The 15,489-nt window shown below is 66.8% G+C and carries 17 protein-coding genes; 8 read left to right on the forward strand and 9 right to left on the reverse strand.

Annotated elements, in window-relative coordinates; genetic code table 11:
- Positions 1-171: 171 nt before the first annotated feature.
- From C2L59_RS44500 to C2L59_RS44515, 4 genes are read right to left on the reverse strand one after another with little or no spacing between them, the layout of a single operon-like run.
- The gene (locus tag C2L59_RS44500) at positions 172-1,542 is read right to left on the reverse strand and encodes a hypothetical protein (protein WP_103355609.1); all 1,371 of its coding nucleotides are present in this window, start codon (positions 1,540-1,542) and stop codon (positions 172-174) included.
- Positions 1,542-2,126 (reverse strand): hypothetical protein, encoded by a 585-nt coding sequence (locus C2L59_RS44505; protein ID WP_103355610.1) that lies wholly within the window; start codon positions 2,124-2,126, stop codon positions 1,542-1,544. The genes C2L59_RS44500 and C2L59_RS44505 overlap by 1 nt, the downstream gene beginning before the upstream one ends.
- A 15-nt stretch (positions 2,127-2,141) precedes the next feature.
- On the reverse strand, positions 2,142-2,609 hold the full coding sequence (locus C2L59_RS44510) for a hypothetical protein (protein ID WP_146060517.1): 468 nt from the start codon (positions 2,607-2,609) through the stop codon (positions 2,142-2,144).
- A gap of 5 nt (positions 2,610-2,614) precedes the next feature.
- Complete coding sequence (locus C2L59_RS44515; protein WP_103355612.1) at positions 2,615-3,037, reverse strand: hypothetical protein; 423 nt, start codon at positions 3,035-3,037, stop codon at positions 2,615-2,617.
- A 189-nt stretch (positions 3,038-3,226) separates the two neighbouring features.
- Between C2L59_RS44515 and C2L59_RS44520 the strand changes: the two genes are divergently transcribed.
- Both C2L59_RS44520 and C2L59_RS44525 read left to right on the forward strand, forming a co-directional pair.
- Entirely contained in the window at positions 3,227-3,586 is a 360-nt protein-coding gene (locus C2L59_RS44520) for a hypothetical protein (protein ID WP_103355613.1), read from the forward strand.
- Positions 3,583-4,695 carry an ImmA/IrrE family metallo-endopeptidase gene (locus tag C2L59_RS44525; protein ID WP_146060519.1) on the forward strand — a complete coding sequence of 371 codons (1,113 nt, stop codon included), beginning with the start codon at positions 3,583-3,585 and terminating at the stop codon, positions 4,693-4,695. Before C2L59_RS44520 ends, C2L59_RS44525 begins: the two co-directional genes overlap by 4 nt.
- Before the next feature lie 642 nt (positions 4,696-5,337).
- Here the strand turns inward: C2L59_RS44525 and C2L59_RS44530 are convergent.
- Positions 5,338-5,910 carry a hypothetical protein gene (locus C2L59_RS44530; protein WP_146060520.1) on the reverse strand — a complete coding sequence of 191 codons (573 nt, stop codon included), beginning with the start codon at positions 5,908-5,910 and terminating at the stop codon, positions 5,338-5,340.
- 274 nt (positions 5,911-6,184) lie between these two features.
- On the opposite strand from C2L59_RS44530, the gene C2L59_RS44535 reads away from it, so the two are divergent.
- Positions 6,185-6,889, forward strand: coding sequence for a hypothetical protein (locus tag C2L59_RS44535; protein WP_233224028.1), 705 nt, complete (start codon positions 6,185-6,187; stop codon positions 6,887-6,889).
- Positions 6,890-6,941: 52 nt separating this feature from the next.
- Positions 6,942-7,553, forward strand: a complete 612-nt coding sequence (locus C2L59_RS44540; protein ID WP_103355616.1) for a GNAT family N-acetyltransferase — start codon at positions 6,942-6,944, stop codon at positions 7,551-7,553.
- Positions 7,554-7,556: 3 nt separating this feature from the next.
- Here C2L59_RS44540 and C2L59_RS44545 read toward each other — a convergent pair whose 3' ends face one another.
- Together C2L59_RS44545 and C2L59_RS44550 are read right to left on the reverse strand one after the other, a co-directional pair.
- Entirely contained in the window at positions 7,557-8,537 is a 981-nt protein-coding gene (locus tag C2L59_RS44545; RefSeq protein ID WP_233224029.1) for a phosphotransferase family protein, read from the reverse strand.
- The gene (locus C2L59_RS44550) at positions 8,459-8,920 is read right to left on the reverse strand and encodes a hypothetical protein (RefSeq protein ID WP_103355618.1); all 462 of its coding nucleotides are present in this window, start codon (positions 8,918-8,920) and stop codon (positions 8,459-8,461) included. The genes C2L59_RS44545 and C2L59_RS44550 overlap by 79 nt, the downstream gene beginning before the upstream one ends.
- A gap of 382 nt (positions 8,921-9,302) precedes the next feature.
- Between C2L59_RS44550 and C2L59_RS44555 the strand changes: the two genes are divergently transcribed.
- Positions 9,303-9,500 carry a hypothetical protein gene (locus C2L59_RS44555; protein ID WP_233224030.1) on the forward strand — a complete coding sequence of 66 codons (198 nt, stop codon included), beginning with the start codon at positions 9,303-9,305 and terminating at the stop codon, positions 9,498-9,500.
- 7 nt (positions 9,501-9,507) lie between these two features.
- Here C2L59_RS44555 and C2L59_RS44560 read toward each other — a convergent pair whose 3' ends face one another.
- Both C2L59_RS44560 and C2L59_RS44565 read right to left on the reverse strand, forming a co-directional pair.
- On the reverse strand, positions 9,508-9,768 hold the full coding sequence (locus C2L59_RS44560; RefSeq protein ID WP_103355730.1) for a hypothetical protein: 261 nt from the start codon (positions 9,766-9,768) through the stop codon (positions 9,508-9,510).
- Positions 9,768-10,886, reverse strand: a complete 1,119-nt coding sequence (locus C2L59_RS44565; RefSeq protein WP_146060521.1) for a Scr1 family TA system antitoxin-like transcriptional regulator — start codon at positions 10,884-10,886, stop codon at positions 9,768-9,770. The genes C2L59_RS44560 and C2L59_RS44565 overlap by 1 nt, the downstream gene beginning before the upstream one ends.
- An 87-nt stretch (positions 10,887-10,973) precedes the next feature.
- Here C2L59_RS44565 and C2L59_RS49640 point away from each other — a divergent pair, with 87 nt between their 5' ends.
- The 3 genes from C2L59_RS49640 (at position 10,974) to C2L59_RS44580 (ending at position 15,467) form a co-directional block, all read left to right on the forward strand.
- The gene (locus C2L59_RS49640) at positions 10,974-11,996 is read left to right on the forward strand and encodes a helix-turn-helix transcriptional regulator (protein WP_103355620.1); all 1,023 of its coding nucleotides are present in this window, start codon (positions 10,974-10,976) and stop codon (positions 11,994-11,996) included.
- Between the two features lie 36 nt (positions 11,997-12,032).
- Positions 12,033-12,686, forward strand: coding sequence for a YdcF family protein (locus C2L59_RS44575; RefSeq protein WP_103355621.1), 654 nt, complete (start codon positions 12,033-12,035; stop codon positions 12,684-12,686).
- 159 nt (positions 12,687-12,845) lie between these two features.
- Positions 12,846-15,467, forward strand: a complete 2,622-nt coding sequence (locus C2L59_RS44580; protein ID WP_103355622.1) for an MFS transporter — start codon at positions 12,846-12,848, stop codon at positions 15,465-15,467.
- The last annotated feature ends 22 nt before the right edge of the window (positions 15,468-15,489 follow it).

Here is a 15,489-nt window from a genome sequence, read left to right on the forward strand (position 1 = left end):
GGTCGGGGACGCTGCCGCCGCTTCGAGGACCGGGAGCAGCGATGTAGAGCTGAACGGCGCGACGGCGGCCGCGACAGGGTCTTTGGTTCGATCGTCCCGGCGCCGCCGGGTCCGGTCTCGTTTGCTCAATTGCTGCCTTCCCGGTGCTGATAGTTGTTTATCGGCAGGTGATCATCGAGGCTCAAGCAGTGGCGTGCTGATCACGTCCGCGGGTGTATCGGCCAGCGCGGTGACGGTGTTCATTGCGGCGAGATCCAGGTTGAGGACCTCGTAGCCGACACCTCCGTGCAGTTCGCGGCAGGCTTCGGCGATGGCTGCGCATGCTGCGATCACCCCGACGAAGGCCGCGCCGACCGCAGTGCCGGCGAGTTCGACGACCCCGCACTTGTCGCCTTGGCTCAGTAGGCTCGTGAACGCCCTGCTGCGGGGGACTTCGGTTGGTCCGGAGGGCTGATCCCGCCAGCTCGGCACGTCTTGGCTCAGGTACCTACCGGGCAACCGCCGGATCAGGATCGATGTGAAGTCGGCGGCCCCGTTGCCGAGACCGACATCGACGGCGAACCGCCAGCCGACGCCCGACGTGAGCCGGCGCGCCGGAAGGTTGTCAACGCCCAGTAGGGCAATGTGGCACTCGTCCTCGAAGACCCGCAAGTCGCTGCGGACGTCGCGCTCGATGATCCGGCTGCGGAAGCCGGCGTGCTGGAGCGCGTCGGCGCTCAGCCGCGTCTTGGAGGCGCCGTTTGAACCGGACGGGGTCAATACGCCCGTGCTGTGGTTCGCCGGGACCGTCAGACCGGTGTCCTGCAGGACTATCTCAACGCCGCCGGGCTGCTCGTAGGGCAGCCAGCTGATCACCCACGCGTGCGCCTGACCGAGGTGCCCCAGCCCCACCAGCCACCACGCCAGCGGGGCGTGGGCCAGTTCCGCTCCGTCGGCGGTGGACCCAAACTCCCACAGGTTGAGCGTTGCCGTGCGAAAGCCGTGGTCGTCGCCCGGCCGTGCCCGAATCCAGCCGAAGATCTCGCTGATGCCCAGCGCCCCGGACGCGATGGCGGAGAGCGTGCATGAAGGTCCCGTCGACAACGCGGGGGATGGAACGTGAGTCACCGTTGCGGTCCAACCCGACCAGGATGCGCGCAAGACGCAATGACCGGATCCCTCCGCCGGGGCCGCCGTGGTCGGCCCGATCAGCAGGGTGGGCCGGCCGGAGGCCTTGGCGAGTTCCGCCTCGGGGACCTGCAGCGCTCCGGCCTCCTCCACCGCGGCGGCGACAACCAGGCCCCGATACACGCCGCGACAGATCATGGCGCCGGGCGCGCCCACGTGAACGTACACCCGGCCGAACGCGCGAACGCCCGTGGCGATCGCCGTCAGGAGCGCCGCTTGCCCCTCCTCGTCGGAACACGCCCATTCGTCGGCGCAGATCAGAACCTCGATGGACGCATGGGCGGCGAGCGCGGCGCCGAGGGTCGGCTGTGTGTCGTCGTGCGCGGACAGCAGTACGGTCCGGTGTACTTGGTCGGCGCTGAAGTAGTCGGCCATCAGGGGCTCCTCGAAGTGAACGCGCTGCGGATCAGGTGCGCGGCGTGCCGCAGCCGGCGAAGCATCCGGCGACACAGGGTGTGACCGGTGAGGCGGAGTACTGCGGCGACTTCGTCCCCGTAGTAGGACCTCCAGCGGCCGCCGCCTAAGTGAGTGTGGACACCCACCTGGTCGAGCCGGAGATCTCCCTTGGCAAACCAGGGCACGATGAGGGCCGTGTGCCCGGGTAGCGCGGACATCGGATGGCTGGAGTCGGTGAGGCTCTGCCCTACCCAGTCGTACGGGTGGGTGTGGACGTCACCGACGACTCGCACCCGGTCGCGGCGGCAGATCACGCCGAGGGCGCTGTAGCCCTCGGCGTGGAAGGTGATTCCACCGGTCAAGGAGCGCGGGTCAAGGTCGTCGTACAAGGCGAAGGCGGTCACCGTCGTCCAAGAGGTGGTCGCGTCCCCGTTGGGACGATCGGCGTTCGCGAGCAGGAAGGCGCCTGACTCGCGTACGCCGTCGCCTCGTCTGCCGAACTGCACCAGTAGTTCCGAGAACAGTTCGGCGCTGATGATCAGGCCGCCGCGGTCATCCGACACAGAGTTCACCTCGGTTCACGTCTGCGGAATTGTGGCGGCTGCCAGCTCGTGGTAGACCTGTTCGAGGTAGAACTCGATCGAGCGGCTTGAGTTCCATGCTCTTTCGGGGTGCTGGGTGGCCCAGGCGTGCGTTGCCAGAGCCACCCGATCGCACGCGAGGTAGGGGGCGTTTCCGTTCGCCGGCGACCAGTCGGTGCGGAACACCATGCTGGTCATCCCGCCGGTCGGCCACCGCGACGCCGGAAGAGGGGAGTCCGTGGCGAGGTCCCACGGCTGTCCGGCCGGTGCCTGCCCCGGGTAGCCGTCGACCAGCAGCCGCATGCTCAGTTCGTTGCCGTCGCCCGCGGTTATGGCGACCGTCAGGTGAGGCCAGTCGAACGCGACCACGCGCCAGGAGCCGGCGGCGACTCCGCTCTCGAACCGGTTCGAGGCCAGGTCGCGGGTGAGCCTCAGCTCGTTGGGGGAGGCGCCGGCTCCTGGCATCACGATCACCCCTGCGGCCGGACGAGGTGGACGAGGTCGAGGTGCACGGCGCAAGTGCCCCTGGCCACGAACGCGCCGATTGGGCTGTTCGGGGGCAGGTCGTCGGACGAGCCCGACGACCTGAGGACCAGGTCCGCGGCGGCGGTCGGGTCGATGTCGAAAGCCTTGATCGCTCGCTTCAGTACGGCCTTGACGTGCGCGGACGGGTGAACCTCGAAGCTCTGCTCGTTGCCGACGTAGGACACAGTGACGGCGATCTGGCGGCAGTGGTGCACGAGGACGTGGCCGGAACCCTCATCGAAGAGTTCCGCGACGGTCAGGCCGACGTCGATCTCCACCTCGCTCCCGACGCGGAATACGTGTTCGTCGACCCCAACTTCGACCAGGGTCGCGAGCTTGGTTTCGGGTGCGGTGTCCGGGTACGTCACCGCGGCCGGGCTTCCTGCTGAGTAGGCGTGGACTCGCACTGGTGCCTCCTGAGTAGACGCGGTCGGCGAGTTCCGATCCGCTGTCCTCCCACAAGGTAGTCCAAAAAATCGCGACGTGGGTAAAGTTTTTGTCGTGATCACCCAGTGGGGTGAGCTTGCCGGATCAACCTGACCGGGGCATACTGAGGCGTGCTGTTGACCGTGCCCAACGCTGCCCTGGAAGCGCTGCTCGCGTCGCCTGCTCTACTGGAGCGAGCCTTCCCGGGCATGCATCAGGAGGCGATGATGCTGATCCACCTGCTCAAGGTGTCGACGCCGTCCCTCGCCGACGCTCTCGCTTGGGGGCTTCTGAGCGTCCTGACCCCAGCGTCCCCGAAGCCGACGGCCGCGATCGCCGTTGCGCGTCGGCGTGCTGTCCTGAATGCGACCGCTTTCGGCGAGGATGGAGACCGTGTGATCGCGCCGCAACATCGGCCCGATGAGGTCACCCGCCTCGAAGTCATCGACCTGGCCGTGGCCGGCCGGTCTTGTCTCGGGATGACCGGGTGAGCGCGCCTGGTGATATGCCGGAGGAGTTCCAACCCGATTGGTCGATCCACCCCGGCGTGGTCCTTCGCGACGTGCTGGCGGAGCGCGGCATGCGCCAGGCGGAACTCGCCGAGCGCACTGGCCTTACTCCCAAGCACGTGAATCAGATCGTTAAGAGTTCGATCGGGATATCGTCAGATGTCGCAGTCTTGCTGGAACGCGCTCTCGACGTTCCAGCCCGGAACTGGATCAGGCTCGAGAGCGATTTCAACGCGTATGAAAGCAAGAGAAAAGCGCGGCAGAAATTAAACGATTATGTGGGATGGGCTGAGGAATTCGACGACGAAACCTTGTGGCGTCACCGGATTGTCGATGTTGGCGACAAGGGAGTTGCTCGCGTCGAAAAGATTCTCAAATTCTTCAAGGTTGCCAGCCCGGAAGCCTTTGAAAAGATCTGGTTGAAACCTGAAGTCTCCTTCCGGCGAAGCCAGGCATTCGGTGTCGTAGAAAAGAACACCGCCCTTTGGCTTCGACTTGTCCAGCGTGCGGCCGAGCAAGTCGATGTGCCACCAGTGCGGCCACGAGCCCTTCGCGGCGCCTTGCGGACCGTGCCCGGGCTGACAACGCTGACGGTTCTCGACGGATTCCCCGCTGCGAAACGAGCACTCGCCGAAGCGGGCGTTGTTCTGGTGTTCGTGCGTGAAGTGCCCGGAACACGCGTCTGCGGTGCCACGACGTGGCTCAGCAAGGACAGGCCGGTCATTGGAGTAACCGAGCGGCACCGTAAAGCAGACATCTTATGGTTCAGTATCGTACACGAGATAGGGCATGTGCTCTTGCATCCGCGACGCACTACATTCCTGGATCTCGACTTCGATAAAGATGAAAAAGACGATGCGGAAAAAGAGGCCAACGAATTCGCTGCAAATGCACTAGTTGACAAAGGAATCAACGCGGAAATCAAGATGGCGCGTTCGCGTCAAGATCTGGCGTTCATAGCGGCTCGTCTCGGTGTGGGAACGGCGATCGTTGCCGGCAGGCACGCGCATCTGACCAACGACTGGCGAACTGGCGCATCGCTGCGCGGAAAGATCACTGATGGTGATGTCGCTGGGCTTGAGAGAATGTGACGACATCTGGAGTAACCGCGCCGAGTGCCCCGGGTTTGGCGTGGACTGGCGACGGCGACGATGACCTCGCGGCTTTCGACAGGCGTTGGGCGGCGTGATGAAGCCGGACGTCCAATGGCTGGCCCGGGCTCGCCACCGCGCCCCGACGTGGGCGATCCCGCGGTCTGGTCGCAGTCGCGGCATGGCTGAAGACGGGTTCATTTACCGTGTGTGGATCCTGCCGAGCCGGGTAGCCGACCGCGGGCTACCGGCCCGCTCCGGAGTTTGTCATCGACCTGGTTCACCTGCGTGGGCTGCGGATCAGGATCGCGGCTTACCGTGCGGCTTCGAGCCGCTGACCGTGTCGCGACGAATGAAACGCCGGCTGCGGGGTATGCCCGCGGCATGACGACTTCGCCGCTCGAGCCAGATCCGGAAGTAGGACACCAGGAGATCGCGGCCGCCGACCCCGGCTAAGGGGCCCCCGACACCGCCGACGGCTTCGGGGTCGGCGAGACCGGTCCCGATGTGATTCTTCCGCACGAGGACGCTGAGGAAGAGCCCGAGGCGTGAACGCGGCGCTGTGCGGCTTTGGGCCGGGACCTACGCTGCGGCGCCTGCGGGCCGCCGCCAATACCGGCGGCTTTGCGGCACTTGCCGACGCTAAGTTGCCTCGCCTGACGTCAGGACCGCTTTACGGAGCGGGTCAAGGCCTTCGATGGTCAACCGGCCGATCAGTTTCATCTGGTGCAACGCGCCCGGAAGTTCCTGGTGGCCGTAGAAGGCGGCAGCGGCATCCAACGCGTGCTGTCGAACGTTCTTGGCGGGGCCGTGGTGAACTGCTCCGGCGATGTTGGCGAAATAGTTGACTGCGTCTCGGACGGTGATCCAGTTGGCGTTGCTGTACATGATCCGCCTGTTGGCGAACTGATCCAACGTGGCATCGTAAGGGCTGAAGGTAAAGGGGGAATCGGGATCAAAGGCGTCCTCGATGATGTAGAAAACTGGAGGGTTGTCGTAATTAAACTGCTCGATCGGTGACACGCCGTTGATCCTGAACCGGATCTTCAGCTTGTGGGTGCGATTGACCTGGTCGATCAACCTCAGTTCATCGAAGAGCAACTTCCGAAGCAATGCGGCCGACATAAGTATCGTGTACTCGTCTGTCGACTGTGTTCGCTCTTCGAGGTCCTGAAGCGTATGGATGAAGAGTTGCTTTGCGTCCACGTCGTTCACCTCGACAGCCTTCGTGAGCACTGTGAAGTGCTCGTCGACTCGGAAGCATAGCTCGCTGCTGAAGACTTTTCGTCGAGGCGATTGGTGACAGGTCGTGCGGAAGTGAGTGCCATACGTTGCTGGCGCGGCCACGGCGGGGTGAGCTTGACCGGCTCGACTTGACAGCGTTCGCCGCGTCTCGCAGTATTCGAACAAGTGTTCGATAGTTCGGGTTCGCTCGCGACTTCCCCGCGTGAGCGTCTCCGGCGCGTGTTCGTGGTGCTGGAGGTGCGAGATGGCGGTACCGGAGGCGGTCGCAGGGCTCGCGGCGATACCCGGTGTACGCACCGCCGCACAGCTCGGCGAGCCGAGCCCGGATACGTCGGCGTCCGCAGGCTCCCTACCGCTGGCGCCGGCACTCGCCAAACTGGTGCCAGGCGGGTTGCGGCGAGGCAGCACGGTGTCGGTCGCGGGTTCGACCGCGCTGGTTTTCGCATTGCTCGCCGAGGCGACCAGCAAAGGATCGTGGGCGGCAATCATCGGCGTGCCCGAGGCTGGTCTCGCGGCGGCGGCCGAGCTGGGCGTCGACCTTGACCAGCTCGCTCTCATCCCCAATCTCGGAGCGGAGGTCGCCGCCGTGCTATCAGCGTTGATCGATGGGTTCGACCTGGTCGTGCTCGGGCCCGCCGTCGCGCGTGGAATGCAATCGCAGCTGGCTCGCCGACTGGCCGGACGGGTCCGCAATCGAGGCGCTGTCCTGTTTGCTGTCGGCCCGTGGCCCAACGCCGACCTCGAGCTGCGCGTGTCGAACCGTCGATGGCGCGGTCTCACCGACGACGGCTTCGGTCACCTGAAGTTCCGCGAGGTCGTCGCGACCAGCCGTGGCCGCGGCGCTGCAGCTCGGCCGCGCACCGTCGCGCTGCAGCTACCAGGCCCGGACGGCGCTATCGCCGTTGTCGAGGCATCTGCCGGGCGTGGGCTAACCGAGGTCCCTGGATGATCCGCAGGTTGCAGCCGCGCTCGAACTGGCCGGGGCAGTCACGAGGTGACCGATGATCGACCACCACGTCGACGGAGCCGTTCGATCAGGCGCGCGTGGCGAGTTCGGTGGGCTGATTCCGATCCGGCCGGCGACCAGCAAGCTCATCGTCTGCCTACTCGGTCACCGGCTTGATCTGGACCTCTACGACAAGCTCAAGCCCTACAGCCATCGCTATCGGCTACACGGCACGCTCTGCGAGGTCTGTCGCGCACAGGAAGGCTGTGATCCGGCGGCCCGGCGCCTTGCCGAGTGGGCGTCCCTCGACGTCACGGTTCAGCACGCGCCCGACGCGGACCCGGGCGACGGGCTGATCCTCGTAGCCCATCCGCCGGCCGCAGGAACGCTGGCTGGCCGGATCGAACTCCGTCTTGACCACACCGAGGTTGGCGTGGTGACCGCCAGCCCGTGTGCGAGCTGCCGGACGGCCACTCTGGACTACGTCCACGTGGCGGCTGAGCACCGGCGTCTCGGCTTCGGCCGCACGTTGGTAGCGGCCGCTGTGGCCCGTGCCCCGTCCTATCGGTGGACGGCGCCGCTGCCCGATGGCCCGGTGGCGCAGTCCTTCCCTGCCCGGATCGCCATGCGTCGGAACGGCCCACCCTGTAGGCACCGCGGCGGATGAACTTCAGAGGTCTAGCCGGAAGCGAGCCCAGGATCGGGCGGCCGCGGTGAGGGCCGCGCGGTGGGCCAGCGGCTGGTGGCGTTCGAGGTACTCCCAGATGCCCCAGATCGCGACCGCGAGCGCGGTCTTGGTTTCGGCGGGGGTTTGCTGCCAGAACGGGACCTGTTCGGCCCAGGTCTCCGCGGCCGCGGGATCGTGGCCGGCCTCGATGAGACGGGTGACGAGGAAGGCCGGATCGACTGCCACGTTGGCGTTTCGCGACCAGGCCCAGTCGACGATCTGGATCTTGCCGTCGTTGCTCAGCAGGTTCAAGGCGTGCAGGTCGGTGTGGGCGAGTGTGCTGCCCGCGACGTGCTCGACCGCGGTGGTCTCCCAGCTCGTCAGTTCGTCGAGGTGGTCTCGGGCCCACGGATCGAGGTCGTCGGGCGTGTCCTTGGCGAGACGTCGCCAGGCGGCCAGTCTCGCCCACTGTTCCGCCAGGGACGGCGCGTCGACGGACACCGTGCTCAGGCCGGCTGCCATCGTCGTAACGACGTCCCGCACCGGTCCCAGGTCGGTGGATCCCGGCGAGAGGTCGACGTGGTGGCCGGGAGAGTGCTCGAAGCCGAGCAGAAGCCAGCCGTCGGCCTCGACGTGCCACAGCAGCCGAGGAGCGACCTCGCGCGGGAGGACCCGGTTGACCGCGGCTTCGTGGCGGTGCATGCGGCCGCGCTTGCCATCCGCGTCGGCGATGCCCTTGCAGAATATGGTGCCGGTCTCGGTGTGAAGGGTGGCGGAGAAGTCGGAGTTGCGGCCTGCGTCGGGGAGTGCGGAGCTGTGTACATGGCCGGTTTCGCGCTCGATCGCGGTTCGCGCCGCAACGGGCAAGGCTTTCCAGGTACTGCGCGGCATCGCCGTCCGTCCTCTTAGGCCGCGACCGGCGGCGGGTCCTCGTGGCAGCCATTGTGACAGCCCGTGCAGCTGCCGAGCGCGGTACGTGGCCACAGCGCCTCGTCGAGGCAGAAGCCGAGCCGCCGCATGGCCGTGGTCGTTCGGGCGAAGACGGCCGCGGGTGACTCCCCATCGTTCCGGCCGTCGGTGGGCACGTGGTGGAGGAACCTGCCGGCGACGCGGTCGCAGAAGGCGGCGTACTCGTGGGTGTCGAGGATGAAGGTGTGCCAGCCGATGTCGACGAGCTCGCTCGGGGCGAGCGGGGCATCGACGTTGGAGCCGCACGCGGCGAGGAACGCCAACGCCTGGCCCAGGATGCGTTCGGCGAGGTCGCGTTCGAAACGTTCGGCCGTGATGATGCGGCTGGTCAGGCGTTGGAAGAGGTCTGCGGAGACCAAGGACCGCCCGGTTCGGTGCGTGCTGATGGTGATCGACATCGAGTTCTCCTCGGGTTCGGAGCGCTGGACAAACCCAGCTTCGGCGGCTCCGCTACTGGGAGGGAGGCCAAGCTCAGGGGCGTCGCAGGGAGGCGCGGGGCAGACCGGGGCAGATCAGCTTCACGCGGTGACTCAATGCACAGGCGTGGCTACACTCGGCGTGACCGGGGAGGGCCCATGCCAGAGCCGAATCGCCTCTTGAGGGCAGCGCGGGAACGACTGCCTTCGCCCAGCATGCCTGGTGAACGCGCGTCCCGGGCCGATGTTGCCGACGGTGTGACCCGCTGGTTGTGGGAGACGACCCGCACTCGGTATCCCTTCGGTCAAGCCGGACAACGCGACCGAGTTCGACAGTTTGATCGCCACCGCGAGCGTCCACACGATGCCGTTCGCCGAGTCGAACCGCGACGCCTACATGGCCGCCAGCGAACACGTTCTGTCCATCGTGGACAAGATGATCGCGGTCTGGGACGGCGGGCCGTCCGGCGGCCATGGCGGCACCGCGGATGTCGTCGAGGCCGCAAGGGATCAGGGGCTGGACGTCACGGTCGTCTGGCCGGAGCACGCTGCCCGAGTCTGAAAGTCCTTCAGCGGCGACCGATCCGATCGCGCCGTGACGGGATTCCCTTCCGTTGCCGGAGGACATCGTCACAGGGCTCGCATTGCTGGTGGACGCGGTCGTTTCGACCCTCACCAGAGAGCTTGAACTCCGCCTCGCCGGATTCGCCGCAGAGCATGGTGACAGCTTCTCCCGGCTGCGGCACCGCGGTGAGGTCCATTCGATGCCACTTGCCGTTGAGAACCGGCTGGATCGTCTGCGGGTCGACGTAGATGACAGCGGCGACCATCACGACGCCCGAGCTTGGAGAGAATCGAGCCAGGACTCGATCGTGACCGGCTTGGCGGAGGCGCGCCCCAGCAGTGCCCTCGCGGTGTCGTGGTACTTGTTCAGCACGTCCTTGTCCGTGCCGTACGTCGTGCAGTGGCTGTGCTTGAGCGCGACGGCGATCGGCCTGGGGCCGTCCTCGAAGAGCGTGAAGGCGGCCGCGGAATCGGGACCGGAGTGGACGATTTGGATCGTGACGTCGAGGCGGCGCCCTGCTTCGCGGAGCTGCCTGATCTGCTCTGCGCCGTCGGGTTTGTCGCGGGCCATGCGCAGGGCCTCGTCGCCGATCAAGAAGACGTACCGGCGTCCACCCTGCTCCATCGTCTGCCGACGACACTGGCGGTGAAACAGCTCCTGGTCATGGCGTTCGGACTGCTCCGTGGCCTCATCCTGAGCCGCGACGGGCGGCGGTGATGGCAGCAGGAGATCCGGGATGCGGAATGGCGCCCACTCCACGATTCGGCTTGAAAGCTGCTCGTATGTCCACAACAGATCGATCAGCGGTGCCGCGGACTGGTCGACGAAGTTCGGGACGTCGACCTGCTTGGCGATCTTCATGATCTGGTCGAATTCGGTACGGCTGACTCGGAGGCAACCGAGGATATGGGCGACCAGCGTGGGCTCGGGGACGTTCGTCCCCAGTTCCACGTTCGACAGCTTCTGTGCGCTGATTCCCAGCATGCGAGCCAACTCGCGGAGTCCGATGTTCCGGCGCTCGCGCGCATCGCGCAGTCCGACGCTCACGGCGAGTACCGCAGGTTTGCGAGTTGCGTTCATCGTTCGGTCCTTGCTTTCACGTTGGCCAGCTGAATAATCTTCGGGAAGGTGACGAAGTCCGTGCAGTACTCGGCTGAGTAACACGTACAGAGCCAGGTCTTCCTCGTTCGGCCATTCGGGACCGCACGCTGGCTCGTCTTTCGATTTTTGTTTCGAGGTCATGGTTTTCAGTTGCCGCCGGTCTTGGGTGGCACCCCTGGTGACCGGGGCTCGCATCGGAGGGGAAGCGAGGCGGTCGACCAGCCACCGGGGTGCCGAAATCGACTTTCGCGGGTCGTTCAGCTGAATCACCAGGGCGTACATCCGGGGCGAATCTGTAGGAGATCTTGCGTACAGCCATCTGACCTGCGGTAATCTAATGACCTCAGGCGGTGATCTAGGGAGTGAATCATGGGAACGCGGCGCCACGGGCTCATCCGGGCTCGTAAGGCAGCTGGCTACACCCAGGAGACGCTGGCCATCGAACTGGGCCTCGACACGACTACCGTCGGGCAGTGGGAACGCGGCAAATCGGAGCCGCTGCCTTACAAGCGGCCGAAACTCGCAAAGGCGCTCGGCGTCACGTCGCGCGGCCTCGAAGAACTGTTGGCCGAAGGCGCCGCCGTGGTATCGCGTCCGAGCGCTGACTACGAAACCTGGGCCGACGACCTTGACCGAGTCGCCGTCTGCCTCGGCCGCCAGGAGTTCGACCTGGCGAAGCTCCTGCTGGATCGCTGGACCGGCCGGCTGGTCCCCAGCGGCGATGACCGCGGGCTCTACCTCTACGGCCGGTCGCTACGGCTTCTCGGTGATCTGCGTCAGGACCAAGGCGTCCTCACCGGACCGATGTCCGCCCGGCAGAGCTACGGACGCGCCATGGCGGTCTTCCGCGAGCTCGGTGCCGACCGGCGGGTCGCGCAGCTCGAACTCCAGCTGGCGGTCCTCGACGAGATGGGCGGCAACCACGAGCCTGCTGCCGAGCAGTACCGGCAGCTGGCCACGGACACCCGCCTCGACGCCCGCGACCGCACCCGCGCCCAGCTCTGGGTCGGGACCGCGCTCAGCAAGGCGGGCCGGAACGTGGACGCCATCACCTTCATCAAGCCCGCCATCCGGCAGTTCGAGGCTCTCGAAGAGCCGCAGGACTGGTCTGTGGCGTTCCAGAAGCTGGCCTTGGCGCACCGTGGTGATGGCGACCTACGCCAAGCCGGCGTCGCCTTCCAGGTGGCGCTCGACCACCGGCCCGGCGACGCACCCATGCAGCGCGTTCGCCTCGATACCGCGCACGGCCACCTCCTGCTGTCCGACCCCGCCACGGCCGATAACGGGCTCAAGCTGCTGGAGGGCGCTGCCGCGACCTCGACGCAGTACGGGATGATGCATCAGTTACAGGCCATCTCGGGCATTCGCCGCGCGTACGAACGCCAGGCGTAAGCCCGCGCACGCGACCCGAGGGAGTACGAACGCGCCGTGACGCGGCAACTTACCGATGTGGAGTGGCACGACGCCGAGCTCGTGTGGGACTTCCACCAGGTCCACCACGAGTTTTCTGCGTGCGACGTCGCCATCGCGCTGGGATGCAACGACATCGGCGTCGCTGAGTACGCGGCCGAGCTGTACCACCGCGGCCTGTTCCAGACCGTCGTCTTCACCGGTGCGACCAGCCGGGACACCGCCGCCATCTTCCCGCGCGGCGAAGCCGTCCACTTCCGCGAGCGCGCCTTGGAGCTGGGCGTGCCGGACACCGCCATCCTGGTCGAGCCTGAGGCCGCGAACACCGGCGCCAACATCTCGCTCTCCCGCGACCTGCTCATCGGGGCCGGGCTGACACCGGACTCCGTGCTCCTCATCTCGATGCCGTACATGGAGCGGCGGGCGTTCGCGACCTGCCGGCGCCTGTGGCCTGAAGTCGCGGTGACGTGCACGTCGGCGCCGCTGACGCTGGAGGAGTACGTCAAGTCGATCGGCGACGCCGCCGAGGTCGTCGACATGATGATCGGCGATCTGCAGCGGGTGATGATCTACCCCGAACGTGGCTTCGCCATCGAGCAGCCGGTGCCGCCCGCCGTGGCCGACGCGTTCAATCGCCTGGTCGCGGCGGGATTCAACAGCCGCCTGCTCTGATCGGCGGAAGTCGATCAAGTCAGTAGCGGACCGTCACGGCCGTGCTGCGATTGGGTGATCTGTCGCTACTTGTGTCCACATGGACACGGAGCGGGCATACCGTGGTTCTTCCAGGTAGGGGGCCTGCCGGGCGAGTTTCGACGGCGGTGGGGAGGGCCGATGACCGAAACCGGATCCCGCGGTTTTGCTGCGGCGCTGCGAGGTCGTGAGTTCCGCGCGCTGTGGCTCGCCGAAGCCTTGTCGGTCTTCGGTGATCAGGTTGCGCGGGTGGCGCTCGCGCTGCTGGTCTACGCGCGCACGGACTCCGCGGCGCTGACGGCACTCACCTACGCCCTGACCTTTGTGCCGGCGATCCTGGGCGGCTTCTTGCTCTCCGGTCTGGCGGACCGCTATCCGCGCCGGACGGTGATCGTCGTGACCGACGTCGTGCGCGCCGTGCTGGCGGCGGCGATGGCTGTGCCGGGGATGCCGCTCTGGATCCTTTGGGCGTTGATCGGCTGCCTGACCATGGCTGCGGCGCCGTTCAAGGCCGCTCAGCTCGCGCTCCTGCCGGACGTGCTTCCGAACGGGCTGTACCAGGCCGGTCTCGGCCTCCGGCAGATCAGCACACAAACGGCCCAGGTGGCCGGCTTCGGGCTCGGCGGCCTGCTCGTGACGAGCTTGAGCACCAGCGGCGCGCTGCTGGTGAACGCCGCGACGTTCCTGGTCAGCGCCGTTGTGGTCGCCGCGGCGGTCCGAACTCGTCCCGTCAGCCGAGCCGAGACCAAGACGACGACGCGGTCAGCTTCGGCGGCCACCGACCCGCGCATGGTCGCCATCTACATGCTGGCCGCGATGATCGGATTTCTTGTCGTACCTGAAGGCTTGGCGGCGCCGTATGCGAAGGCGGTGGGCCTGACGTCGATCGGGGTCGGCGTCCTGATGGCGGCCGATCCCGTCGGCAGCGTGCTCGGCGGCTGGCTGGCCAGCCGGCTCGGGCCCGATATTGCGATCACGGCGAAGCTGGTCGTCGTGCCCGCGGCGGCGTCCGGCCTGCCCTTGATCGCTTGCCTCGCGCTACCAGGCGCTTGGTGGGCCGCAGGGCTCTGGGCGGTTTCGGGTGCGCTGTCGACCATCTACTTGATCCGGCTGCAGGCGGTCGTTGTCGAGTTGGTGCCGGACGCGCGCCGGGGCACCACGATGGGGCGTCTGAGCACCTGCCTCTACAGCTCGCAGGGCATTGCGATCCTCGGCGCCGGCGTGGTGGCCGAGCGGCTTGATCCCGTCTTCGTCGTCGCCGCGTCGGGCGTGGTGGCGTCACTCTCCGCGGTCGCGGCCGGGTTCGTCTGGTGGGCGGCTCGACCTCGGCAGGCGAGAACTGTCGAGGACGAGCCCGCACCGGTGGATTCAGCGCGCTCAGAAGTCCTTGTTACGCATAGTGACCCCCTCCCGGAGCGTCCGGCGGCGGGAGGTGCCGAGGTGCGGCAGCCGGAGCTCGAGGACCTCGGGTCCTCCCCTGGGAACGGAAGCGAGATCAGTATGCCGAACGAGGGGGTCGCTGAGCGCTCCGGTTGGTCACGATGGGCTATCTGGTTGCTACCGCGACCCGCGGCGGGGTTTTTGCTGGTCATCGACGCCATCGCGGTAGCGGCCATCGTCTTCGACGCGAGGGCCCCGATGGCCTGGCGAGATGTCGTGTCCTGCGGGTTGATCGTCGGGCTCGGCATCCTGGCCGCGGAGATGACGCGACGGGTCGAGCGGCGGCGACGGCGGTTTTCGGACACCCCGCACGTCAACTTCTCGTCCGTGTGGACCCTGGCCGCCGCGCTGACCCTCCCGACCGCGTTGGCAGCCCTCGTCGCCGTGCTGCTGTACCTGCACCTGTGGCTGCGCAGCTGGCGAGGCGTCGCCGGGATCCACGCGCACCGAGTCATCTTCAGTACGGCGAACGTGATCCTGTCCTGCCAGATCGCAGGGTGGGCTGCTCGGCAGCTGAACGTCGTGCCGCCCGGTCAGGAAGCCGGTGTCTGGACCGCGGTCGGCTTGGCCTTGGTGATCGCGATCTACTTCGCCGCGAACTCGACGATCGTCGGGGTGGCGATCGCCCTCGCCAGGCGAAGCCTTTCGTTCAAGCGGCTGCTCGGCGCGCTCAACGAGAACATCCTCGAGCTGGCGACGTTGTGCATGGGCGCCCTGACGGCGGTCCTGCTGACGCTGCGCCCATGGCTCGTGATCGTGTTGTTCCTGCCGCTCTATGCGCTGCACCGGAGCGTCTTGATCCGCCAGTTCGAGCACGCTTCGACCACCGATTCGAAGACCGGGCTGCTCAACGCGGCGACTTGGCATGCGATCGCGGCGAAGGAGATCGACCGCGCTCGCCAGCACGGCTTCGACGTCGGTGTCCTGATGATCGACATCGACCACTTCCGCGACGTGAACAACGTTCACGGGCACCTCACCGGGGACAAGGCGCTCGTCCTGGTCGGCAACGCCATTCGCAACGAAGTCCGGAGCGACGACCTCTGCGGGCGCTTCGGTGGCGAGGAGTTTGTCGTCCTGCTGCCGGGCAGCTCGCCGGATGCGATTCACGCCATCGCGGACCGCATCCGGGAGCACGTCGAGCGCACCGTCATCGAGCCGGATTCCGGACCGGGCTTCCACGTCAGCGTGTCGATCGGCGCAGCTGCGTTCCCCGCGGCGGGCAGTTCGCTGGAAGAGGTCCTGATCTCCGCTGACAACGCGCTGTTCGCGGCCAAGGACGCCGGGCGCAATCAGGTCCGAGTCGTCAAGTCGACCGCCTAGCGATGGCCGCGGCTGTCCGCTC

Origin of the sequence: Amycolatopsis sp. CA-128772, from assembly GCF_002904295.1 — a bacterium.
Lineage (GTDB): Bacteria > Actinomycetota > Actinomycetes > Mycobacteriales > Pseudonocardiaceae > Amycolatopsis.